This window comes from Bacillus sp. K2I17 (genome assembly GCF_002209985.1).
In the GTDB taxonomy this organism is placed as follows: domain Bacteria; phylum Bacillota; class Bacilli; order Bacillales; family Bacillaceae_G; genus Bacillus_A; species Bacillus_A wiedmannii.
Genome location: NZ_NJGF01000141.1, coordinates 1 through 24,236, shown reverse-complemented (window position 1 = coordinate 24,236; position 24,236 = coordinate 1). Strand labels below are relative to the sequence as shown.

Genomic DNA, 24,236 nt, shown 5'->3' with positions numbered 1-24,236 from the left:
CGTATTACAAATGATTTCCCCATCTTTTTCACCTCCGTTCTACAAATTCAGAAATATATGCCAAAATACTATAAAATATACCAACTATGATTATAGCAAAACGAATTTTGTAAAAACGTGCCCTTTAAGAGAGTTTTAAAAAAGAGGAAACACACGCTTACCCCTTGAGCCACAAGGCCTCAAAAAAAAATACAAAAAATTTCATGTGCAACTTTTGTGAAAATATGTTTCCTGTTTCGGTGCTAGAGGAAACATGGAAGCACAATAAACCTTGATTTAATCGCATTTTTTACTAATTACTCTTTAGTTACGCGCACGACTTGGGAAAAATGTTTCCTGTTTCCCGTTTTTTTACGCGCGCGACTTGGGAAAAAAATAGATTTTATTTATGTTTTAAAAAATAAAGATACAATACAATCATTGATATAAAAGAATTTTCGGCATAATTATAAAAAAGTTGCGCGCATGACTTGGGAAAAGTGTTTCCTTTTTTTGTTTTATGAGGAAATACGTATCCTAAAATTAGTGTATTTGGTTGCAGGTGTTTCCTCCTTTTTCGTTATACGCACAACTTGGGAAAGGAGTTTCCTTTCGACAAAAGAAGAAACAATACAAATTGAAACAAAAAAGTCAGCAAGGTATGATTAAATATATTGGTAAAGACGTTAAAAGATAATTTCTTAATATCATTTATATGGTGTACATGTTTTGGGGGATTGATCATGGAACAAAAAATAGAGAGAGCTATACATAAATTAATAGATAACGACTTATTCTTTCGCGTTAATAAAAGTGTACTTGCACGTCACTTTTTAAACGATGTTCTTGAAATCGATGTATTTCAATTAAGCAAAGAAGAAGTTTCTAAAAGGATCTGTGAAAAATTCAGTTATAAGTTAGAGAGTCTACCCTATGAGGAAGAAGAACTCTATCAATTTGTAGCCTATAGAATAATGAAAATTAAAGAGGATAAAGAACCTTATGAACAATTTAATCATGAAGTCTTTCTTGTTATGGAGGATTTAAGAAAAATAAATTCTATGATACAAGAATATCAGTCAAAGCAGGAAGATAAAGATATTGATAGATATGTAAAGAAAAAATATGAATACTTAGTTGTAAAGCTATCTAAAGCAAAAGACGAAATATGTGAATATATGACAGGGAAAATAAAATTATGTGTATATAAAGAAGTAAAAGATTGGGATCAAATATTCGATCTTTCGCGTTCTGGAAGTTTCAATGAAATGTTACCAGTTCGATATTCTTTTAGATATAGGGAAGAAGAATACGAAATTTCAGTGTTTGCCGGCTTGAATTATAAATTTAATTTCCTTGGAACAATGGAACGAAGTGAATTGAAATGTCTATATAATAGTAATAAAATTGAAGAATTTAATGCACTGGTAGATAGACATATAATTACACATGAAATCGACAATAAAATACTATCTCTTATTGAAGAAAATCATGTTCTAAATAAGAGAAGCATGCTTAAACAAGCAATAGGAATTTATAAAGAAGGAAGAATGGAATTATTCTGCCAGATTATACCTCTTCAAATTGAAGGGATTATATATGATTATTGTATTGAGTTAGGAGTTTCTTCGGCCAGTATAGAACGTACCTCTTTGGATAAAAAAATAGAAGAGATAGTTAAAAAAGATAGATGGTTCCAATGTCATGAATACTTTAAGTACGATTTTATTGAATTGAGAAATACTGCTGCGCATGGAAGGCTACACGAAAACATTAATTTTAAAGACACTGCTAATATGTTAATTTTAGATTTAATGTATTTATGCGGAATTTTAAATAATTCCAATGCACTAGTGGTAAACAGGATGAGAAAGCTTATAAAGAGATTTGAAGAAAATATTAATAATGAGAACGCACCTGTAGGTAGTATAGTATACCAATTTATAGAAAAATACAGAGATAAGTCTCTTCCGCTTTTTTACGGTAAAGAACATGTATTAGAAGAAATCAAGAAGTATGCCAAGAGTAATAAAATTATTGAATATATTTGGGTTTATAAGATGCATCCTTTTGTTTTATCAGCACTATCATCCGAACAGAAGCGAGAATTTGAAAAAGTTATAGTATATTTAATGCGTTCAAAAGAAATTAAAGAGCATAGTGTGAAATTATTACAGAAGTTAGCGGCAAACTCAAAAGAAGAGTTAGTACATGAATAAATATGTTTGTGCACCATATCAGGTGTATTGGAGGGAAATATGGATCAGTTAAAACAATTGTTTCAAAACACATTATTAGTGGCATACCCACTATTTCAAAATGTTAAAAATAACGAACGCATCTTCCACAAATGGAAAGGGCTTTGTACATTAATAGTGATATAGCTTATATAGATGATCCTGTGTATACATCTGCCTCCTTTAAAAAATTTGCAAAATGGATATCGTATAAGGAGTCGCAAGGTGTTGGAATTATGGAAGTTGTTGCTCAGATAGAAGAGTACCGACCTGAAGTATTTGAAGTACTTGCTAATGATATTGAAAAGGAGTTTGAAATTCCTTTAGTAAAGCAAAAGCGAGAAAAAAATATACGGAAGAGCAGCAGAACTTTATCGAACATAGTAGTGCTGGGTTCATGTACCATTTGACGGATACAATTGCAAAAAATAATTTTACTGAAGATAAGGAATTAAATGCACATATCGCTGAACTACCAGATAAGAGTAATAGTCTTGTAGTGGTATCGTCACGTTTTAATGATGGAGACCTGAAATTAAGAGGTGCAGGGGAGTTAAATAGGTGGAATACATTGGTTGATTCTACTTTTGTTGATCGAGTAATGGATGATTTAACTGCAGATTGTTTAGATATTGTAACCGAGATATGGGTAAAGTCTGCAAGTACAGAAAATAGCCCAGTGCATATAGGTTACGAAGAAATATTAGAAATGTGTAGCATGAAGCAGGTGAGAAATGGTAAGTCCTACTATCGTAAAGAGGACCGTTTAAAGATTATGGAGCGTTTAGCTGCACTGGCAAGTATTTTTATATATGTAAACGAAGACAATGAAATAGTTATATTAAATGATGATGAGAATCCAAATGAGTCACTTGCTTATAAAAAGCAACGAGTACGAAGACTATTTGTAATGGATGAAATAGTATTTGCTAAAGATATTGATACCGATGAAATGCTAGGTATTGAAAGTATGAATGTTGCACCTGGAACATTTTTATCTAAGTATTTATATGGATCAGAAAAATTGACTGGTTTGTTGTCTAAAAAGGCTCTTGAATACAACAGTAAACAACAGAGGTATCACAAGAGGTTGACTAGGTATTTAAGTTGGAGATGGCGAATTCAGCAAGCTTATCAGCATTTAGTACACCCTTATTCAATTGGGGGTCCTAAAGGTCTTCTAAGTGTTATGGGTGTAAGCATGGGGCAAAATCCTGCTAGAATAAGAAACGTATTCGAGAAGACGCTTGATGACTTAATGCGTGATGAAGTAATAAAGGAATGGCAATACCAAACACCGATTGATGAGGGGAAATGTTCTGGGCGTAACTGGCTTGAAAATTATTGGTTAAATCTTAAAGTAACGGTTACACCTACCGATGAGTTGGTATCGCTACAGCAAGAGCTTCTACAAAAGAAAAAAATAGCACCTAAAAATAAATTGATGGAAACCTTGGTAAAAGAACCAGTAATAGAAGTACTGGGTGTGGAGACAAAAGAAATTCAGCCACCTCAATTGAATCAGCAACAGGTAAATAAGGATATTAATTGGTACAAGCAGAAGATCCTTTACTATAAAGATGAAAAGTGTAGTTTAAGAGATTTGGCAAAGGAAATAGAGATATCACCTTCTAATCTTTCAAAATTGTTAGCTGGTAAGAGAAAACGATTAAGTGAGGAAACACGTAGTAAATTAGATAAGTGGATAGAGAGACAAGAGGTAGTTAATCTGTTGTAACAGCGAGTGTATAAGTAAGCACATTAATATAAAGAGGCTTAGTCGTGTTCGTGTCTAAGCCCCTTTTAATTTTACTAAATACTTCACGTACCTGTTTAACAAATGTTTTCTAGGACTTGAAACATTTAAATATTATTCATTATCTAATTAATAGAAAAGAGGTTTTATATGGATACAAAAACAGTAGTAACTAATTTACAAATAACAAAATATAATTCTAAATTTTCTTTTTTTTCAAAAAGTATTTATCTTTCAGGAGAATTGATATATATATATATAATTCAAACGTGGTTGTTATTATTTACCTTAAAAGTATTTTTTTTCAAAACTGTGAATGTTTATTTATCGAAAGCTATATCATATAACTTTCGAATAGTATATAAGAAAAATATAACAGAAAAAGGCCACGAATGATGTACTAACAAACTGTAGAAAAAGAAAAATATCGATACAAAGAGAGCAATTACATCAAGAACAAAAAAGATTTTTTTCTTATCCATAATAATTCACCTCGTTTAGTATATGATGCTTCATATGAAGATTCATATAAACATTAATTAAGGGGGAGAAACAATGTTTCTGGGGAAAAAAATAAAAAAAGTCAGTATTTTCGCAATGATTTTCACTTTTACTTCACTAGATGTATTTACAAACAAGGCATATGCAATGCAAAAGCCAGGTCATACTTTTTATAAAGAAGAAGTGAAAATGGTAGGAACCGATCCAACTAATATGGACAATGAGGCTGCTTTTGCTCTTGGGTTGATGTTTTTAGTTCCAGAATTAACTGCCATAAAAAAACTTAATAATATGCTAACATATTTAGGGATATATTTAAGTGCAAAAGCAATAATAGGGGAAGATGATGCACCACAAACATTTGAAATTAAAAAAACAATTTATAAAGCAGATGAAGTGAAAAACAATAACTATTGGGGATATTACTATATTACGATTACAAACCGTAATACTGGAAAAACGGTATCATCTAAAATGTTTGTAATTGGAAAAGTTGCATTTTATTAATATTTAATTCACTTACTTAAGTAGTTTTTAGAAATTACTAATAGAAATGGCTAATATAATTCATAACTATAAGTTCAGTATTTTATATTAGTCATTTACTATATATCAAATTAAATACTTTTATAGTGGAATAGAACATTTAATAACTACTAAGCGTATTTTAAAAGATAAGTACAAGGGATTTTACAATTATTAAAATTAAATGGAATCTAGTAAATGTTCAAAACCTTAAACGGAGGAGTTTCTTTTGAATAAACTTGTAAAGTTTTCATTCATATTATGTCTATTAATTGGATTATTATTTAGTAATTTACAAACTTCTTTCGCTTCAGAAAAAAACGATCAAATTATAACTAAAGAAGAGGCCCAACAGAAAGCTGAAGTTTATGTAAAAAGTATAGGTAAACTATCATATTCTCCATGGATAAATGCTAATTTAAGTGAAAGTAAGGCTCTAAATGATTTAGACGGAAAAGTACGGGGCTACTTGTTTCAAGTTCAAAAAGATAAAGAAGACTATGGTTACGTTATAGTGAATAGTAAAGTTCATGGTTCGTCGATTATAGAATCTACAAGAAAAGGTAGTAACCCTTACAAAGATATATCAGAAGGACAAGCTATTTATACAGGACCAATACAACATTTTAAAAAAGTGGGAAATAAAGTTACTCACCTTTCAAGTGGTAATACTCAAAGTATCGATAACATTAAAGTAAAAGGAAACAATGATGTTAAAACAGAAATAAACAAATTAAATAAAAATACTTTTTCAGCTAAGAGTTTTAGTGAGAAAATAATATTAGAAGATGTTTATAATGATAAGGAGATAAAAAACGTTCCTGATTATATGTGGTATAAAGGATGTACTCCAACTGCATTCGCTAATGTAGTAGTATATTGGTCGAACCAAGGTTTCCCAAATTTGTTTAATATCAGATTGGAATATGTAAACTCACTAATTGAGCGATTAGCAGAAAGTATGCATACAACTGAAGTTGTATATGAGCCAGATGGACGCATTACCGGGGGATTTACATATCATAAGGATATGGTACCAGGAATTGAGAAATTTTGGAATTCTCATGGGTATCCTGTTATAATGGATTTTGTAATGTCTCCAACTTTTGAACAGTATAAAAATGAAATAAATGGAGGACGTCCGCTAGTTATAAACACTAGTGAGCATCCGACATATATAAATCATAATTTGACTGGAATAGCTTATGAAGAAATATATATTGCTGATTTAAATGAAAAATTCCAAAATATTGTAGTTCGTGACACGTGGTCACCTGAGACCCCAGCAGATGTAAGGCTAGATTACAATGAAAGTGCCCAATATCTTCATTCAGCCGTAACTATAAACCCATTTGTATTTTCAGATGTTCCAAGGGGACATTGGGCATACCAACAAATATCAGCTATGGCAGGAAATACAATTATGACTGGATATGGAAATGGATATTTCGGTGCGGCAGACAATGTAACACGTGAACAACTGGCAGCATTTTTATATAGATATCTAAAACCAGTAGATACGAATGATAATCCATATATTGATATTAAAGATAGTCCGTTTAAGAAAGAAATATTAGCATTAACAAAGAAAGGGATTTTTTCTGTAAACTCAGAGAAGAAATTTAATCCCAAAAATACAGCAACTAGGGCAGAGGTTGCATCTGTACTAACAAAAGTATTTAACTTAAAAGTAAAAGCTGACTACGAGTTTAATGATATGAAAAATCATTGGGCAAATGAATATGTAAAAGCGATATATAGCAATGGAATCGCGAATGGAACAGGGAATAAAAATTTTAGTCCAGATGCGAATGTAACACGTGAACAAATGGCTGTATTCTTATATAAAGCTATGTATCTGGATCCAAATTATATTCCAACCCCGATTTAAATATTTTTTATAAAAAGGGCTGTATTCGGAATTATGGAAATCACCTTAAGAAAATGTATAAAATAATGAAATTAGGGCGCTCGTTCATGCAGTACTGCATGAACGAGCGCCCTAATTTATATTTACAAATAACAACACATTATTTAAGAAGTTACGTGTACTATGTGAAAAATTTCTCGAAAAACTTCTATCCATTAGCTACAAGAACTTGCGTAACAAGTAGGTATGGGCCAACGGGAATTTCAGATGCAAAACCTTGTATCACCCTGATTGTTTGGCCCAAACAATCAGGTATGGGTCTTTAGTTAATCTCTCGGAAAAATTAAATGAAGTGACAGGAACTTGTATTTTAGACGAGGTGATTAATAAATGTAGGAATGCACGCACTGTAAGCTTTCTCAAAGAGTTATTTCCATAAACCTTTCACTGCATCAGTAAGTAAGTCCTTGTATTAAAAAAATCTTGATATTTCAATCTTGAATGTATAATATATAGGTATATTGTTAGTTTATTTGATTCCGTTTATTCCCACACCTTTTTTTGTGTTGTGGTTGAGTTGTAGAAGCAAGTTGCGTCTTGTTTCAATTGTGAAAGGGCTTCTTTGAGCCGATTAGTGTATATATAGCTTATTTTGCTATGCACATTTTTAATCGACTTGAAGAAGCCCTTTTTGTGTTGTTTTCAAGTTTGCAGGCGGGGTTATTTATGATTCATAACATAACAAATTAAACAGTAGAGGAGATTTAAAAATGAAAAAAGATTGTAGACACTTAAAACTAGTACCAACAGTAGAGGAGCATAAAACACGAATGGAAAATAATCAGAAGTCATATGCTGCACCAGCAATGTCATCTGAATCCAGAGCAAGAGTAAATCAAATGAGAGGGTGTTTTGAAGCAGAAATTATATTACCAGATGGTAAATTTCAATATTTCAAGCCACATGCTCTAAATGAAAAAGAAGCCACTCATGAAATCGCGTTATATATTGAAGGGATTCAGGAAATGAAGGTAGGCTATGTCATCTTATGGCGCTTTGTTGGGCAACAAAGTTTTTATAGTGGTACTAAGATCGTAGCCGAACCAAAGTTACGTAAATTTATTCGTAAGCTAAAAGATTACTTTTTTGATTATGAAGAAGTGGTTTATGAAACTGAAAAATAAGTAGGATAGGGGGATATAAGTGTGAAAAAGGATACCATTTGGACAGCATTAGGTGATCCAAAAGAGCAGGAAACAAACGAGCAATCCAAAGAGTCGGATGATATATTCGCTGGTTTGGATGAGCTATCGGAGATTGCAGATGATTTACTACCGTTTTAATAAAGTCGAGGTAGTATATAGAGGGTAAAAGGAGGAACTAAGTGATGTATTTACTTGGATCTTCCTTTTTTTATTGTAAAAAAGAACTTGGAGGGAACGATTATGCATTTAGGGAATGATTTAGCGGCGGGATTTTATCCAACACCACTAACAGAAGGGAAACACTTAGTACAATTATTACAAATGGAATCAGAGCGAGCTTATGCTTGCTTTGATCCATGCTGTGGAGAAGGGACAATTTTACGAAGTTTTGCAGATGAAACGAAGCAGGCGGGAGTCCAGTTTCATACGTATGGCGTAGAGCTGGATGCAAATCGATATGGCCAAGCAAAAGAGCAATTAGATGTAGTAGTACGCTCAAGCTTTGAAAGCATGATGATTAGTCATAACTATTTTCCGCTTATTTTTTTAAATCCTCCTTATAATACGGAGCTTCGTACAGAAAATACAAAATCAGAGAAAATGGAGTTCAACTTCTTAAAGCGTGCTCACCTTTATTTACAAGAAGGTGGGATCATGGTGTATGTCATTCCATACGACAGATTCGCTAGAGACGATATCAGTTATTACTTAGCAAAGAATTATGAGGAAATAGGCTTGATGCGTTTTGGTGATGAAAATGAAGAATTTGAGCAATTTAAGCAATGTGTTTTTATTGGCCGTAAGCGTGCAGCTACGAAAAATGATACATATTTCAATGATAGATTTGCTAATTTTTGTGAAAATATGTCTGATCTTGCTTTCGTAAGAAAACATGTGAATACATTAGCAGAAATGGTGACTCATAAAAGTTGGGTTATACCTGAATTGCAACATCAAAATAAATTAATTTTCACATCTCGCGTGGATTATAAAGATGCTTATAAAGGTATAGGCAAATCAGAGGGAATCGCATCATTAAAGAAGCGTTTAAATAGAGGGAATGGCTACTCACTTCAAGGTGAGAAAACAGCTGCTGAAAGAGCAAAGATGCCGATTGCTTCCGGACAATTAGGACTATTGCTGATAACAGGTGTGGCAGATGGTTTGCTTGGTGAAGGTGATACACTCCATGCAGTTCGTGGATCTGAAAATGTGTATTATGAACATTCATTTGAGCAATTGGAAAAAACAACGAAAGAAGTTGTTTTACAAAAACGTCGCGCTAAATTTATCACCGCAACACCAACTGGTGTAGTCAAAGAACTTGTCTAGGAAAGGAAGAAGGCTATGTCTGTACTATTAGGAATAGGAGCATTATTTATCGTATGGGAATTTAGTAATCGTATGTTTCGTATTGCTATTGTACTTACAGTCATTTGTTTATGTGCTTCTCAATTAGGTGCAGGTATACATTTGGAAGTATTAGAGCAATTCTCAGTATTCCATGGTGTAGGCGATATGTTATCTGCAGATGAACAATCATTACCAGAGTGGAAACAGTTTATAGATTTTTAAAACATAAATTAAATGAGTAGGACATGAAACGTATCGATTATGATGCGTTTTTTATTTTAGGAGGGAAACTTATGCTACAAGAAATAATTAAACAAGATACATTTGATCAGGAACAAACACCAGCGATGCTGCAATTGGAGACAGGAACTGCTTCACATTCAGCTTTTTGCTTTGCTATGGCAGTTAATCATAACAACCATATGCAATTTGCAGTATTGGGTGCGAATGACAGTACATTAAAGTCATTCAGAGCAGCCATATCAATGGGTACTCAACGTTTGTATTTTGGAGAGGGACAAAAAGAAGAATTACATTATGTACTAGGCAAAAAAATGAATGTAATCTCGAAAGGACAATTTGAGTTTATAAATACACAAACAGTAAATAGAAAAAAGGCAATTATTGCGTTTTCTAAAGAAGTAGAAGAAAAGTATATTGTTGCAATTGATGAAGCACCAGAAATGCAAGTAAGAGATTTCTTAATGGCTCCTCCGTATGGTCTCCCAATCTTAGAAGAATGGGCAAAGCCAATTTATGAAGAGATGTTAACAAGAAATTTGTTACAACCATTAAAGGTTTATTTTGATAGGAATGAATTTACTTCTCTATCTATTGCGCAGGTAGTGCTAAAAGAAGAGGATTGTAAAGAGTTTTTATCAGAAATGATACGCACTGGAAAATGTCAATTTCCGCAAGAGGGTACAGGTGAAAAAATCAACGAAATTAATGATTTAAATGAATATCTACTGGAATATTCGCCTGTCATGCTTGATAAGGTAACAAAATTAGATGAGCCTTTACATCAACCGATGAAAGAACAGGCATTATCTCATTTTGATACATATCAAAGACCTTTATTCCCTGTACAGGCACATGTAGCAACAGGTGCAGCAAAAGCATTACAAGTACAAAAAGGAATCATTATACAGGGGGAAATGTCGTCCGGAAGTGCGGCACGTTCCGCTATAAGTGTAGCTTAAACACGAAAAGTGGGGGCCGAATCTTATTAAGATTGGTTACAACTCTTTAAACGATTTACAGGGTGGAATTTCCCTGTCATGACTAATATTCCAATTCAAGTCATGTCTATGAGACTCCTACATGCGTCTATCATTTCAATATGATAGGGGTCTGAAGCTAGGTGAAGTCGTCCTTGAAGCGAACTCGTTGAACGTGGATTTAGGGCGGTAGGCTTTAAAAACATTCTATGATGAGCGAAATCGAATCCTCGTATGTACGCTCCGTTACTCATTCCCCAATCTAATAACGAGATATATGATTGGGTCTTGCGTGAAGATATTTCTCTCTTGCCTGAGGAGAAATTGCTTATATAGGTCTTTCCAGAGCTTATATAAGATTCATGAGAGTTAGGAATAGTCTACTCATGAACAAGTAGCGTCGGAGTATAGAGGGCATCTAAGGAATGTAAAAGAAGGGCTGGTTTAAAGGGAACGTGCGAGAGCCAATAAGCGGAGGTATTGGAGCCTATGAAACTTATTGGAAGTCAGCGACACCATAGTACCTATGATGAATAGCCGTTTGTATCTTGCTATAAGTTGCTTCCGCAACGAAGTGTAGGAGAGGAGAGAAACTATTCTAGGGAAGGGTGTTAGTCGAGAAGTATTGCACTAATCGAGGAAATGTTCAAACGAACCATGTGAGAGTAAAAGAGTTAATTCATTTCGGATAGTCCATTTCTCTAATCAAGGGGGCGATCCATATAGAAATGAAGGATAATAAACAATTTCCACAAAACGAAAAAGAGCTAAAACTAGCACTTGATAGCATGTACCGAATAGCCAAAGAAAGTAGTAAACCTTTCTACAACCTAATTGAACTTATGAAGAACGAGCAGACTATATTGACCGCCATTCATAATATCAAGGGTAATAAGGGAAGCAAAACTGCTGGCATTGATGGTAAAACTATTGACTACTATCTTCAAATGGGTAGAGATAAGTTAATCTCCCTAATTCGTAGGAACATTAATAACTATCAACCTAGTCCAGTAAGAAGAAAGTACATTCCAAAATCAGACGGTAAGCAACGTCCTTTGGGTATTCCTAACATGATAGACCGCATCATACAAGAAATAGCCAAAATTGTCATTGAACCCATAGCAGAAGCTAAGTTTTATCATTATAGCTTTGGTTTCAGACCAATGCGTTCAGCTGAACAAGCCATTGCTGAAACACTTGAACGTATCAGGAGAAGCAAAACCTATTGGGTAATTGAAGGCGATATTAAAGGGTATTTCGATAACATCAATCACAATAAGTTGATTGAAATAATGTGGAAAATAGGAATCCGAGACAAAAGAGTGCTTATGATGATTAAGAAAATGTTAAAAGCAGGAATTATGGAAGGAGGGGAGGTCAGAGATAGCGTTAGTGGTTCACCACAAGGCGGTATCATCTCACCTCTTCTGGCTAATATTTATCTTAATTATTTTGATTGGGAGATTGCTAGAATGTTCCAAGAGCATCCAGCTAGATACAAGGTCAAAGACGTTTCAAGAAATGGACTACAACGTGTCCGACAAAGACATGAGGATACATTTCTAATTCGATACGCAGATGACTGGGTTATCCTTTGCAAAAGCGAGGAAAATGCCAAGAGGATTCTCAAAAAAGTGGAGAAATATTTTAACCATCAATTGAAACTGGAGCTGTCCAAAGAGAAGACCTTAATCACTGATGTGAGAACAAATAGAGTCAATTTCTTAGGATTTTGGATTTTTGCAGAAGAACATCGGCTTAGAAAAGGCAACATACAAGGAAAAGCTATCCCTAACATGGATAAAGCCAAGTCAAAAATAAAGGAGATTAATAAAAATGTTAAAACCCTTTATGACCATCGTGGTAATAAATCCAAACAGGTTGCCATAATCGAGAGTATCAACTCAAAGATTGTTGGCATAGCAAACTATTATAAAATCGCCAATGTATCTACTATATTTCAAGGGTTTGACAAACGTATTCATTACGCCCAATGGAGAACATGGTTGTTTATGAATAATCGTCGTGGACGATATTATCAACTAACCACTCCAGCGGATACCCTCTTAAATAGAAGAGATAGACACAAAGAGCAAAAAAGCAAAGTATTCTTTATTGAAGAACATGGAGCTAAAGTAGGAATTACCAAAGTTGCATTTACACCAAAACGTAATGCGATGAAAGTGAATCTCTTAATGTCGCCCTACACAGAAAATGGCCGGAGTATTTATAAACGGACAACCGGCAAACGTGAGGCACTAGAAAGACCGAATTTCTTCCAAGAAGAGATTCCTTTCTACCAACTCAACAACCGTTATCCGATATATAACTTTGAATACTATCTGAATAGAGAATACGCATTTAACAGAGATAGGGGAAAATGTAACTGTTGTAAGGTTCAGCTAAATGAATGGAATCTTAACACACATCATAAAAACCCTAAACTACCACTCAATAAAGTCAATAAGGTGATAAATCTGGTTTCCTTGTGCAAAACATGCCACAAGCTGGTTCACAACGAAAATCCCGTTACCAATACAAAAGGTGGAAAGAAAATAGAGCAACTAAGAAAGTTGCTTAAAGAGGTTAAGTAAGTACGGCTTTCGAGGATAAATTAACTCTTATTCGTATTTGAACAAATTAGTGTAATGGCGGTTATAGTCGCAATGCTATAACAGTCTTTATAGAGAACTGAGACAACAGTTTGAAATATGGCTTCCCGATAGAACGCCGTATGCGGTGAAAATCGCACGTACGGTGTGGGGCGGGGGAAAAGATGGAGATTATTTCAAAGTCTTACCTATCGCACCCGAAATGGGTAGTGGCTACCTCAATCCTTACGGATTGAGATGCCACACATAAAGTGCAATTATGACAGCGACAGTAGATGGATATTTCCATTTGACAGGACAAAAGGGATATCGTACCTGCGTATTTGTTCCACCGACTTTAACTGAGAAGTGGGCAAAAGAAGAAATACGACACTTAATACCAGACGCAGAAGTACATCTGATTAAACGTACAGAGGATTTAATTCGCATTCACCAATCTTGGATCCAGGATGGAAGACCAAAACCAGAAAAACCAACCTTCTTTGTCATTAGTTTTACTACAATGCGAGGGGACTCTATTAAACAGATGCCATTACCTTATAAGCAAATTGCACTTTCAAAGAAGTCAGAGGAAGAAGTGCAAAGATATTATAAGAATGGATATTACTGTCCAGATTGTGGTGCTAAGTTACGTAAAAAAACATCTTCTATTATGGTTCACCAAGCTAATGGTGAACAGAAAGAAGTCTGTCAGTATAAAGATTTTACAGGAAGTGACTTAGATTCGAAAACAAATAAAAACAGTGTATGTGCTGATTGTAATTCAAATATTTGGAGCCCAAAAGTAAAAACGAAATATGCAAGTTTTAAAGATTGGACCAAATATGAAAATAAATTAGTGCAAGCAATAAAAGAGGGAAATAAACCGCTGCAAAAACAACTAGAGTTAGAGAATCGTGTGAAGCCATATGATGCGAAGCAATCAGGACGAGCATATCGAAAGGTAGCTACGGTTGAGTATATTCGTAGAAAAATGAAACACTTTTTTGATGCTCTTATCGTTGATGAAGTCCACGAATGTGTGACACGTTACCTTATAAGTGTCGCTTAATTGATACGAAATAGGTGGCCTAAAAGTATTTTAGGTACAACTGATATACCGATGTCAGGAATGAAAGCCGTCATGTTGAGCTGAAACTGACAGTCTAATACTCCTACATGCATTTATCTTGATAGAGATACATTGCGTTATGTATGAAACTAGGCGAAGTCGGCTGAATCTAATTCTAAAGCCACTCTTACAGAGAGGGTATGGTTAGAGATAGGCCGGGACGCTATAAAATACCTATGATGAGAATGTTCCATGGGGAACTGACGAAGACTGCGAATGTACGCGCCTATAGGACTAAAGAATGGGAAACCTTTCTTGCTACTTATGTAGTGTGAGATACCGATGAGTAAGATTATTCGTTATGAAAATCGGCATAGTCAACAAAGAGACTATAAGGCTCACAGGTGTAAAGCAGCCATCTAAGGGTATATGTAAAGCTAGGTATATTGGAACGTGGTAAGCAGCCAACTTCTATACCAAACACCTATCAGTGGGAAGTTCACTATAAGATTCAATAACGAATCGAAATGTGTTTATGGTTGTGAAAGTAGGGTCACAGTACCGTTGAAGCTATGGAAACATAGTGGAGGGATAGGCCCAAGTCTAGTTTTACTAATAGAAATTCGAGTTAGAGTTGTAGCTCATATTTCGGGTAAGAAGGTGAGTTGGAAATCACTTAGAGGAGCTGATTTCTACACCAATGAGCGCGATAGCAAATCGACATAAACAATACTACGATTTCACAGGAATACAGAATGATTTATTCCAAAGAAGTCGTGAGGGTACTAAGAATTTCAAGAACCTACTAGAGATTGTCATTTCGGATGAAAATATCTTATTAGCATATCGGCAAGTTAAATCAAACACCGGTTCAAAAACCCCGGGTACTGATGACCAAACAATTTTGGATCTTGCTAATACTAATCAAGATGAGTTCATTCATTATATGAGAGAACTAGTGTTAAATTACAAACCAAAATCGGTTAGACGTGTATGGATAGATAAAAATTACTCAAAAGGGAAAAGACCTTTAGGTATTCCTTGCATACAAGACAGAATCGTCCAACAAATGTTCCTGAACGTTCTCGAACCAATATGCGAAGGGAAATTCTACAATCATTCTTATGGTTTTAGGCCAACACGTACTACACGACATGCGGTTGCAAGAGTTCAAACATTAGTAAATATCAATAAATATCACTACACGGTTGATATTGATATAAAAGGTTTCTTTGATAATGTAAATCACTCCATTCTTCTTAAACAAGTCTGGAATATTGGCATAAGGGACAAACGAGTAATCGCTGTAATTAGCAAAATGCTTAAAGCACCGATTAAAGGAGAAGGTACACCAACAAAAGGCGTACCCCAAGGTGGAATTCTTTCACCGCTGCTATCTAACATTGTTCTCAATGACTTAGACCAATGGGTAGCCGATCAATGGGAATGCTTTGAAACAAGGTACCAATACTCCGTCAACTATTCCAAATACGTTAACCTTAGAAGAAATTCTAAACTTAAAGAAGGATTCTTAGTGAGGTACGCAGATGATTTTAGAATTATGACTAACACTCACGATTCAGCGGTTAAATGGTTTCATGCAGTAGTTGATTTTTTAAATAAAAGATTAAAGCTTGAAATCTCACCATATAAATCAAAAATTATTAATCTTCGAAAGAAGTCGTCTTCCTTCTTAGGTTATAAATTTAAAACTGCTATCAAGGAAAACAAAAGGGTATTCTTCTCGCATATAGATGATGACAAACAAAAACAAATCATCACGAAATTAAAAGAAAGAATCTATGAGATACAAAAGCATCCTACGGCCGGCAATGCAAATCTTTACAATTCAGTAGTATTAGGAGTCCAAAATAATTTCCAATATGCTACTCACATTGTTAAGGATATGAGCGACATTGAATATAGGGTTTTACGAACTCTTAACAACCGACTGAAAAAGATTGCATGGTATGGCAAGCCTAATGAACTTCCAGAGAAAGGGGCATACCTAAAGTTTTACAAAAATACACGTAAAACATACAGGGTAGCAGGTGTATATCTTTTTCCTATAGGGCAGGTTACAACAAAGAATAATCTAAATTATTCACAGTCCATTAACCCCTATACAGATGAAAAAGTATTCGATTGGGACAAAGAACTTACCGAGCTGATGAAATCCAGACTTCCTAATAGGAGCATCGAATATATGGACAATAGACTATCCAAATATTCCGCACAAAAAGGGAAATGTTTTATTACTGGATTACCGCTTAAAGCTAGGGATGTTCACTGTCATCATAAGAAACCCACTTTCCTTGGTGGAACAGATGAGTTTCAGAATCTTATCATCGTTCATAAAGATATCCATACACTAATCCATGCATCACTAGAAGGCACTATACTAAGGTATGTTAATAGATTCCGATTGCACACAAAACAAATTGAGAAAATCAACCAACTCAGGAAGCTATGTAAACTCGAAAGAATTACTATTAGATAAAACTAGAGGGAACGCCGTATGAGCTGAAAGGTTCACGTACGGTGTGGAGCGGGGGAAAAGGTGGAGATTATTTCAAAACCTTACCTATCGCTATTAAAAAGTGAGACAGCACAAGGAACGGCTTTAGGAAGTTTAGCGAAGGTTTGTAAGAAATTTGTAGCGGGTACAGGTACATTATTTGGTGGCCGAGCGAGCGATGTATTCTATACATTATGGCGCTTATTCCCTCAAAAAATGGTGAAAAGTGGTTTTGAATATAGTTCTTTAATGGAATGGAATGAAACCTACGGAAACATCGAGAGAACATATTACCATGATGGTGAGGTCACATCTAATATCGCTTCACGAGGAGCACAAGGTACATTAGATAAAACCAAGGTCGTACCTGGTATTTCACCTTATGTGTTTACCCAATTTTTAATGGATACAACCATTAATGTACGCTTTATAGATGTATGGCCAAATCCTGTGGAACTAGTCAATGTCCCTACAATTCTTGTTGATATGTCTGAAGAGCAAAAGCAAGCCTATGAGCATATGAAAGAGTCGTTCGAAAAAGCAATCGAAGCAGCGAAAGGTACACCAGACGCCGGGAAATTGTGGCTTTCTTATATTCGTACAGGTAATGCATATCCAGACAATATGATCCATTATCCGAACTATTACTTAGATAATGCAGGAAAAGAACTGGTTTGGTCTAATGATAAATTCAAATTTGATGAGGATTGTATACAGCCGAAGGAGAAGAAGTTGCAAGAAATATTGCATACTGAAATCTCTGAAGGCCGTCCAACCATCATTTATGTATCTGATACAGGATCTACAGTGAAAGAACGAGACGTTCAGCCTCGTTTACAAAAGATTGCAGAGCAAGTACCTGGTGCGAAAGTATCTATTCTTCGCACGAATACAGTTACTCCGCCAAAGCGCAGTGCATGGTTAAAAGAGCAAGTAAATAGCGGTGTGAATGTTATCATCTGTTCACAAGAATTAGTCAAGGTAGGATTGGACTTGCTGGCGACACCAACATTAATTTTCTACCAACTATCATTTAGCTTATTTACGTTAAACCAAGCTGCAAGAAGACATTGGCGTATTGGTCAAACAAAGCAATGTAGAACCTTCTATCTTGGCTACCGAGAAACGTTCCAACAGCAGATGGCGCAATTAATTGCTCAAAAGAATAAAGCTGCTGAAGCAATGAACGGTGATGCAACAAGTGATGGATTGAATGCAATGCTTGGTGATACAGGAGATCTTCAAACGTTATTAATTCAAAACATTAAAAGCGGGAATCAATTAAAAGGTTCAACAGAAGAATGGATACAGGCAGCATCGGAAGAATCTAAGCGAGTACTTGCAAATATCGGTAATGTGATTACACCTGTGTTTGAATCAATTGAAATGCAATTTACGAACTGGGTGGGAAAATTACCAGGAACTATGGATGTTGCATTTATGAAAGAGGCTCAATTTGTACAAAGGGCTATTGAATGTATTAAAAAAGAGCAAGTACCTGGAGTTCGAGTGAAGCAGAATGTACTTGAAATAGATGGAGAAATAGAAGATGTCATTCGAGCTTTAACAACACTGAATACTGATAAGCGTATGCTTGTACAAAAACAAGATATCACATTCTGGGATTCAGTTCTTGTTGAAGTGGATTCTTCTAAAAAGAAAGGAAAACGAAAAAACAAAGTAATCGATGGACAGTTTGAGTTCGATTTATTTGGATGATCGAGAGGAGAATATTATGTTAACAAAAATTTTTATTGGTCTATGTTGTTATGTGTTTTTTGCAGTTTATAATTCAAAGAAAAAATTTCAAATAGAAGAAGCCAAGAAAAAAGCAAGGGAAAATAAACCGGTGGAACGCCCCGTTTATTGGTGCCCAAGAGAAAATAGACCTATCGGAAGGGAACAAGAACGTGTTACTGCTCCAACAAAAGAAATCTCCTTAGAAAAGGATGTAGCAAGTATTTATGATTTAGTTGCTACATCTGTTCATAAGAATCTGGGTGAGGAAGAGAGTGACAGGCTAAAACTTGAGGCTATAGAAGAAGTGGAGTATGCTGAAGAATTTCATCATACTCCTGCTTCTGAAGCAGTATATGATATCCCTTTTCCGAGCGATGAGGATATACCAGAGGAAGTATTTGAATATGAGGAGACATTTTCGGAACTAGAACAGTTGCCAATCCCACTAGAAACAGAGCAGAATCTACCTTTTCCACAAGGAGTATCCGATGTTGAAGATATGGATTTTGTGAAGTGGACTGCAAAAGTAATAAGACGAGAACAAGGACTGACGCGCGTACTGAATATGTCGGATAACAAGCGTTATTGGATTCATACAGAGGGAGAAATCTTACCAGAAAATCAACCATTGTATTTAGAATTACAAGTTGATTCACCTTATTCTTATACATTAATTAATTGGAGTGATAGACAACTAGGGAATATATGAATCTATTTCCTAGTTGTATTTCCTAGTTGTATTTTCTTAGTTAAATAGCATGAAATACAGCATTTTCTCACTCATTTGTACAAGAATAAAACATTTTTTTATTTTTGTACAAATGAGTGGGACAGAATGATTCACCATATAAGGATATTCTACTATAATGAGACATTGAACGTCATTGTAATATTAAAATGTTTTGAGATTAAAGTGTTTAATTAATCTTAGAATAGGAGTTTCGAGACCTCCATATCATATTGCAATGCTTAAAATAGATAAAATCCAACCATGAGGATTATATGAAGTTAAAAATATTTTTGAGTTAAAAAAATAATAATTTTGAAAGGTGAATGTAAATGAATATTAATTCCCTAAGTAACAATGTAGTAGAAAAATTAGAACAAACGGTGCGCTATGAAAAGAAACAAGTCCAGGTATTACGTGTAAGTAAAAGTAGTTCGAATATACACGCTTACATGATTTTTCCGGAATTCTCAGAGGTTAAAATTTCAAATACCGAACTGGATGAATATATAGAAAACCTGTCAACAAGCGTGAAGTATGTCATTGATCGCAAGTTGAGTCAACAAGAAATTGAAAAACAAAATCATTCTTTCATTATGACGTGTGAAGTCGAGGAAGATGGTGTGATAGATGATGAAACGATTCATTTTAATACGACGTATGTGAAACCACCAACAATTGCAAATAAAGTCTTTAAGTTGGTGTGTGGATTAGGAAATCGCTTAGATAGCTTAAAAGAATTACATATTACAGTATTAAATAATAATATTAATCGAATTGAAATTGAGTTTTACAATGACAATGAAACATATGTGGCAGTAGAAAAAGAGGAAATTGCAAATGCAATTATGGGGGCATATACAAAAGCAAATATCTATTATGCAGCAGATCTTTATTATGCTGCAGAAGGAAATGAAATCAAATTAAAGAGCATCAAACCAAAATTAGCGGGTGATGTGTGATGAAACAAGAGAAAGGGATGCTTGGAGTCCTATATACGCTTGTTTTAATGATTTTACTACTTATACCCTTACAAGCAGCTCAAGCTTCTGTAAAAGTAGATTTTAATGAATTGAAGGGGAACGATGTTTCATCATCATTTAAAGAAGGTCTAAACAATCGAACGAAAACAACAGAGAAAGATGATTCATTTGGATCATCAATCATACAAAAGATTGAAGGATTGTATGCGCCGGCTTTTAAAGTAGGAGTCAATATCTTTTCTATTTCATTCGTATTAGGCGTTATTGTCATGGTTATGGCGTTAATTACAAAGAATGGTCAATGGATGAAGTGGGCAACCGGAAGTATGGTTTTCTCATTTATTAGCATGATGTCTATGAGACTAAGTGTGTACTTCTTGTTCAGTTCCGATGTATTTTCGTTTATGAACATCTTTACGGATTTTTTAGACCTGTTTAAAGCAACAGCACTTATTTTCACACCATTTATGTTAATCGCAGGTATTCGTTTAAGAAGAATTCATGAGAGTACGAAACAGCCTGAGTATTACCGTTGGGCCAACCGTGTCATAACAGGATCTTGTTTGCTGTGTCTGTTAGCCGTACTTGCTCCATGGCTATTTGCTAATATGTAAAGAACTATATATAAAGAGATAAAAGGTACTGAATATACATTCAGTACCTTTTATCTACCCATTAGGTTCTTTCTTTCATATTCTTCAAATACTTCTTTCGATATTGGCGATAGTATGCCGCTCAAATACACAGCGGTATATAAAAAGTATTGGTCATCCTTTGTTTTGATTGTATGAGTACCGTGTTCTTCATTATTTGGAATAATTCGTTCGATTTTGAGTTGTTTTTTATCACAAACGATCTCTTTTACTCGATATAAATTATGTATAGGTAAACGATCAATATACAAACAAATGCGCTCTAATAGAAATAGAATAATAGCCATTTGTAGAATGAAAGCAATCTTTAATAGAGTTGGTATGGATGCAAATAATACTAGAAATATAGAGACCAAGAAAATATTTAGCTTTGAAAACCATTTTTCGTGTTGATTTAAAGAAATAATACTTTTCTTATTCTGAAACACCTGGAGCCTTGTTATAAGAAAAATAATTGCAAAGATTCCTTCATAACTAAACCAGGTTTTCCACTCCGTATCAGTAAGTTCTAGCAATATATATATGATACCGGTAGATACGAACAGTGGTACCAGCTGTACCAAACTAAATAGTATGGTATGTTCTAACATTCTTTTCTTGTAGATACGATTAGTAATTGAATCCAAGTTTCTTAACTCCTTCTGCAATTTTCATGATGACACCACCAATAAGAAGATGGTATTCGCCAATTCCTTTTTCATTTACGTACCAACACATATAGTGCCTAATACCTTCTTTTGCACCATGGTCATGTAAAGGAAAAGGAGATGCGTATTTTTTAGATGACATATTATTATCACCGAAAGGTACCTGTTCTGCAAGTGCAAAGCGCTTCTTTGCATCATTTACAATCCAACAACCATAATCTGTTGCTCCATACCATATTGCGTCTTTATGAATTGGATCAATCGAAGGTTGTGCTGGATAATTTTCAGCCAGCATTTGTGCTTTTTCTTCACGAAGCTGTTGATGAATATGTGAATTCAATGGATCTTCCGTTCCAATTTCATAGGTTTCTTCAAAGTTCCCACACTCATAAGGGATAAGGGGATTATTTGAATCAGCTGCTAATTGTAGACTACAAGAATCTGATTTTGAAAGATAGTATACACAGTCTTTGCAGGTGAAAAGGTTTGAAAAAGCTGAATCCGTTTCTTGTTCTGTTACGGTATTATCTACTACAAGTTTTAACATATCTATCACAATCCTTTTTAGGCTAGTTCGTAAATTAATATAGACGTATCATATCATGCGTATAAACAAATGTAAATATTTCCCAAATAAAAATAACCTTATTAATTTTGAAAGGACTGTTTGTATTGAATAGAAATCGAGAATATATTGCTTTGCGAAATTCTATATTAATAGGCTGGTTACTGACAGGCATCGTAATAGGCCTATCTATCTATTTTTCTTCTGTTGCTTATTTATTAATTGGATGTTTCATTCTATCGTTAAAATACGGATTAATGGGTACCGTGAAAAATGTGGAAAAACGTTTGCCTACCTGGGCCAACTTTGGAGTCATTGAAAAACCAGTAAATAGAAGAGTAACCAGACCTTTTCAGTTTCGAGGTGGGCTCCTTGTTTCATTAGCATTAGGATTCGTAGAGATGGTGATAAAAGGCTTATGTATCTCATATTTTATTTTAGGATTAGAAACGCATGTATATCGTTTAATGCGCAGAAACGCAAGGGTGTAAAAAGGAGGACTCTATTATGAAAGTATTGATATTTGAATTGATTCTTATTGCGGTTCTAATACCGTTGAATAGTGTTGTGAAAAAACATGTACCAAAATGGAAAGGAAAAGCTGGAGAGAAACTGGTAAAACGTATACTAAGTAAATTAGATCCAAAAAGTTACTTTGTGTTACATAATGTGACGGTTTATACGGAGTATGGTGATACAACGCAAATTGATCATATTGTTATCGCGGAAACCGGTGTATTTGTTGTAGAGACAAAGAACTATGAAGGATGGATCTATGGAAATGAGAAATCTGCAAGGTGGACACAAGGTATTTTTAGAAAGAAAGCCTCTTTTCAAAATCCATTTCGCCAAAACTATAAACATATAAAAGCCATTGAATGGGTGATGGAACAACAGCTGCCATGTATCTCTATTGCAGCGTTCCATCCAAAATGCAGTCTAAAAAGAGTACATGTTCATTCTAAAGATAAACATGTACTGTATTATAACGATCTACAAAAATGTATTGAATCATATACTGAGGTGCAACTAACAAATGATGAGGTCCAACATATTTATCAAACTATGTTGCGAGCAAACATTACGGATAAGGGTATTGAAAAGAAACATGTGAAGTATTTACAGGATAAGTTCGCTAAACAATAAGAAATGGAGAAAGGAACAATGTTATATGTAATAGGGTTTATTTTAATCGCTGTAGTAGCTATTCGTCTTAATATGAAGTATTACAAGTTAAAAGGAGATTCAAAAAAATTTGTGGAAAGAATAAATAAGTAGTTGAGAATAGTAAACTAAAAGATTTTCTAATAAAAATATAAATATTTTTTTAGAAATTAAGGTTCCTATGAATATAAAATCCACCTGGAAAACTTTAGAGAACAGAACTATATAAGTAAAGCGCAATTGAAAATAGGCTAGAATTTTTTCTTTAAAAACGGAAACTACTCATTTTTAAATAAGTAATTTCCGTTTTTTTATGGAATTAATACTTGATATACTAATTCATTATCAGTCATAGTTGGGCATGACTGCCAAGAAGGAACAAATTTATGCCAATACTGCTGTGTCCAACCATTTTTATAAATACATAGTTTCCACCGAAAATGTGGGTGATGTGAATGAAAATCACGTTCATAATCATAACCTGAAGATTCAGGTTGAATGTATAAATTTGTCACCATAATTCCCCCTTATAAATTAAAGCACTTAAAGCATTTTATTAGGTATAGATGTCCAAAGTTATAATAGAAATGCCTAAATTTAAAAAAACACTTTATATACAATTCAATAATTAACTTTAATTGAATGGAATTTTTATTGGATTAAAAGTTTATAGAACGATTAGATATCGGTCATTTAGGTAAACTTAGCTGATATAAATTTATTTTTAACTATTCACAATTTTGAAAGGAAATTCATATAACCGTGGATATAACATCTAAATTACAAATAATATAATCTTTTTTAGGGGTACCGCCCAATCGCTATCAAGCTAACAAAATTAAATACCCCCTAAAATGAAAAAATACGCTATTCTTTCTGTAGAATCATAGGTGGTCTGCCCCCATTTGGTGAGACAAAGAAAAAACACCT

Annotated in this window: 17 protein-coding genes and 4 pseudogenes; 18 read left to right on the top strand and 3 right to left on the bottom strand. The window is 34.2% G+C overall.

Annotated elements, in window-relative coordinates:
- Window positions 1–722 precede the first annotated feature (722 nt).
- From CER22_RS31870 to CER22_RS32855, 16 genes and pseudogenes are all read left to right on the top strand, one after another.
- Window positions 723–2,198 carry a hypothetical protein gene (locus CER22_RS31870; RefSeq protein ID WP_088610593.1) on the top strand — a complete coding sequence of 492 codons (1,476 nt, stop codon included), beginning with the start codon at window positions 723–725 and terminating at the stop codon, window positions 2,196–2,198.
- Between the two features lie 39 nt (window positions 2,199–2,237).
- Window positions 2,238–3,954 (top strand): annotated as a pseudogene (locus CER22_RS31865) (helix-turn-helix domain-containing protein).
- 573 nt (window positions 3,955–4,527) lie between these two features.
- Window positions 4,528–4,980, top strand: a complete 453-nt coding sequence (locus tag CER22_RS31855; protein WP_088610591.1) for a hypothetical protein — start codon at window positions 4,528–4,530, stop codon at window positions 4,978–4,980.
- A 247-nt stretch (window positions 4,981–5,227) separates the two neighbouring features.
- The gene (locus tag CER22_RS34050; protein ID WP_256943786.1) at window positions 5,228–6,889 is read left to right on the top strand and encodes an S-layer homology domain-containing protein; all 1,662 of its coding nucleotides are present in this window, start codon (window positions 5,228–5,230) and stop codon (window positions 6,887–6,889) included.
- A gap of 749 nt (window positions 6,890–7,638) precedes the next feature.
- Window positions 7,639–8,052, top strand: coding sequence for a DUF6018 family natural product bioysynthesis protein (locus CER22_RS31845; protein WP_088610590.1), 414 nt, complete (start codon window positions 7,639–7,641; stop codon window positions 8,050–8,052).
- Between the two features lie 21 nt (window positions 8,053–8,073).
- Entirely contained in the window at window positions 8,074–8,211 is a 138-nt protein-coding gene (locus tag CER22_RS33510) for a hypothetical protein (RefSeq protein ID WP_179211977.1), read from the top strand.
- 102 nt (window positions 8,212–8,313) lie between these two features.
- Window positions 8,314–9,405, top strand: a complete 1,092-nt coding sequence (locus tag CER22_RS31840) for a DUF6094 domain-containing protein (protein WP_088610595.1) — start codon at window positions 8,314–8,316, stop codon at window positions 9,403–9,405.
- Window positions 9,406–9,420: 15 nt separating this feature from the next.
- Window positions 9,421–9,648, top strand: coding sequence for a hypothetical protein (locus tag CER22_RS31835; protein WP_088610589.1), 228 nt, complete (start codon window positions 9,421–9,423; stop codon window positions 9,646–9,648).
- 71 nt (window positions 9,649–9,719) lie between these two features.
- Window positions 9,720–10,604 (top strand): annotated as a pseudogene (locus CER22_RS31830) (hypothetical protein); the annotation flags it as partial.
- Between the two features lie 770 nt (window positions 10,605–11,374).
- Window positions 11,375–13,240, top strand: a complete 1,866-nt coding sequence (ltrA, locus tag CER22_RS31825) for a group II intron reverse transcriptase/maturase (RefSeq protein ID WP_088610588.1) — start codon at window positions 11,375–11,377, stop codon at window positions 13,238–13,240.
- A gap of 268 nt (window positions 13,241–13,508) precedes the next feature.
- Window positions 13,509–14,309 (top strand): annotated as a pseudogene (locus CER22_RS31820) (hypothetical protein); the annotation flags it as partial.
- Between the two features lie 700 nt (window positions 14,310–15,009).
- Entirely contained in the window at window positions 15,010–16,809 is a 1,800-nt protein-coding gene (gene ltrA, locus CER22_RS31810) for a group II intron reverse transcriptase/maturase (protein ID WP_088610587.1), read from the top strand.
- Between the two features lie 93 nt (window positions 16,810–16,902).
- Window positions 16,903–18,546, top strand: a pseudogene (locus tag CER22_RS31805) (helicase-related protein); the annotation flags it as partial.
- A gap of 16 nt (window positions 18,547–18,562) precedes the next feature.
- Complete coding sequence (locus CER22_RS31800) at window positions 18,563–19,276, top strand: transposase (RefSeq protein WP_088610585.1); 714 nt, start codon at window positions 18,563–18,565, stop codon at window positions 19,274–19,276.
- Between the two features lie 350 nt (window positions 19,277–19,626).
- Entirely contained in the window at window positions 19,627–20,256 is a 630-nt protein-coding gene (locus CER22_RS31795) for a hypothetical protein (RefSeq protein WP_088610584.1), read from the top strand.
- Window positions 20,256–20,891, top strand: a complete 636-nt coding sequence (locus CER22_RS32855) for a hypothetical protein (protein WP_142293631.1) — start codon at window positions 20,256–20,258, stop codon at window positions 20,889–20,891. The genes CER22_RS31795 and CER22_RS32855 overlap by 1 nt, the downstream gene beginning before the upstream one ends.
- A 50-nt stretch (window positions 20,892–20,941) precedes the next feature.
- Here the strand turns inward: CER22_RS32855 and CER22_RS31785 are convergent, their stop codons facing one another.
- Window positions 20,942–21,520, bottom strand: coding sequence for a hypothetical protein (locus CER22_RS31785; RefSeq protein WP_179211980.1), 579 nt, complete (start codon window positions 21,518–21,520; stop codon window positions 20,942–20,944).
- Between the two features lie 19 nt (window positions 21,521–21,539).
- Window positions 21,540–22,124 (bottom strand): hypothetical protein, encoded by a 585-nt coding sequence (locus CER22_RS31780; protein WP_088610582.1) that lies wholly within the window; start codon window positions 22,122–22,124, stop codon window positions 21,540–21,542.
- A 125-nt stretch (window positions 22,125–22,249) separates the two neighbouring features.
- On the opposite strand from CER22_RS31780, the gene CER22_RS31775 reads away from it, so the two are divergent.
- Together CER22_RS31775 and CER22_RS31770 are read left to right on the top strand one after the other, a co-directional pair.
- Complete coding sequence (locus CER22_RS31775; protein ID WP_088610581.1) at window positions 22,250–22,633, top strand: hypothetical protein; 384 nt, start codon at window positions 22,250–22,252, stop codon at window positions 22,631–22,633.
- Window positions 22,634–22,649: 16 nt separating this feature from the next.
- Window positions 22,650–23,288 carry a nuclease-related domain-containing protein gene (locus tag CER22_RS31770; protein WP_088610580.1) on the top strand — a complete coding sequence of 213 codons (639 nt, stop codon included), beginning with the start codon at window positions 22,650–22,652 and terminating at the stop codon, window positions 23,286–23,288.
- 329 nt (window positions 23,289–23,617) lie between these two features.
- On the opposite strand, the gene CER22_RS31765 is transcribed toward CER22_RS31770, so the two are convergent.
- Complete coding sequence (locus tag CER22_RS31765) at window positions 23,618–23,824, bottom strand: hypothetical protein (protein ID WP_088610579.1); 207 nt, start codon at window positions 23,822–23,824, stop codon at window positions 23,618–23,620.
- Window positions 23,825–24,236: the final 412 nt, after the last annotated feature.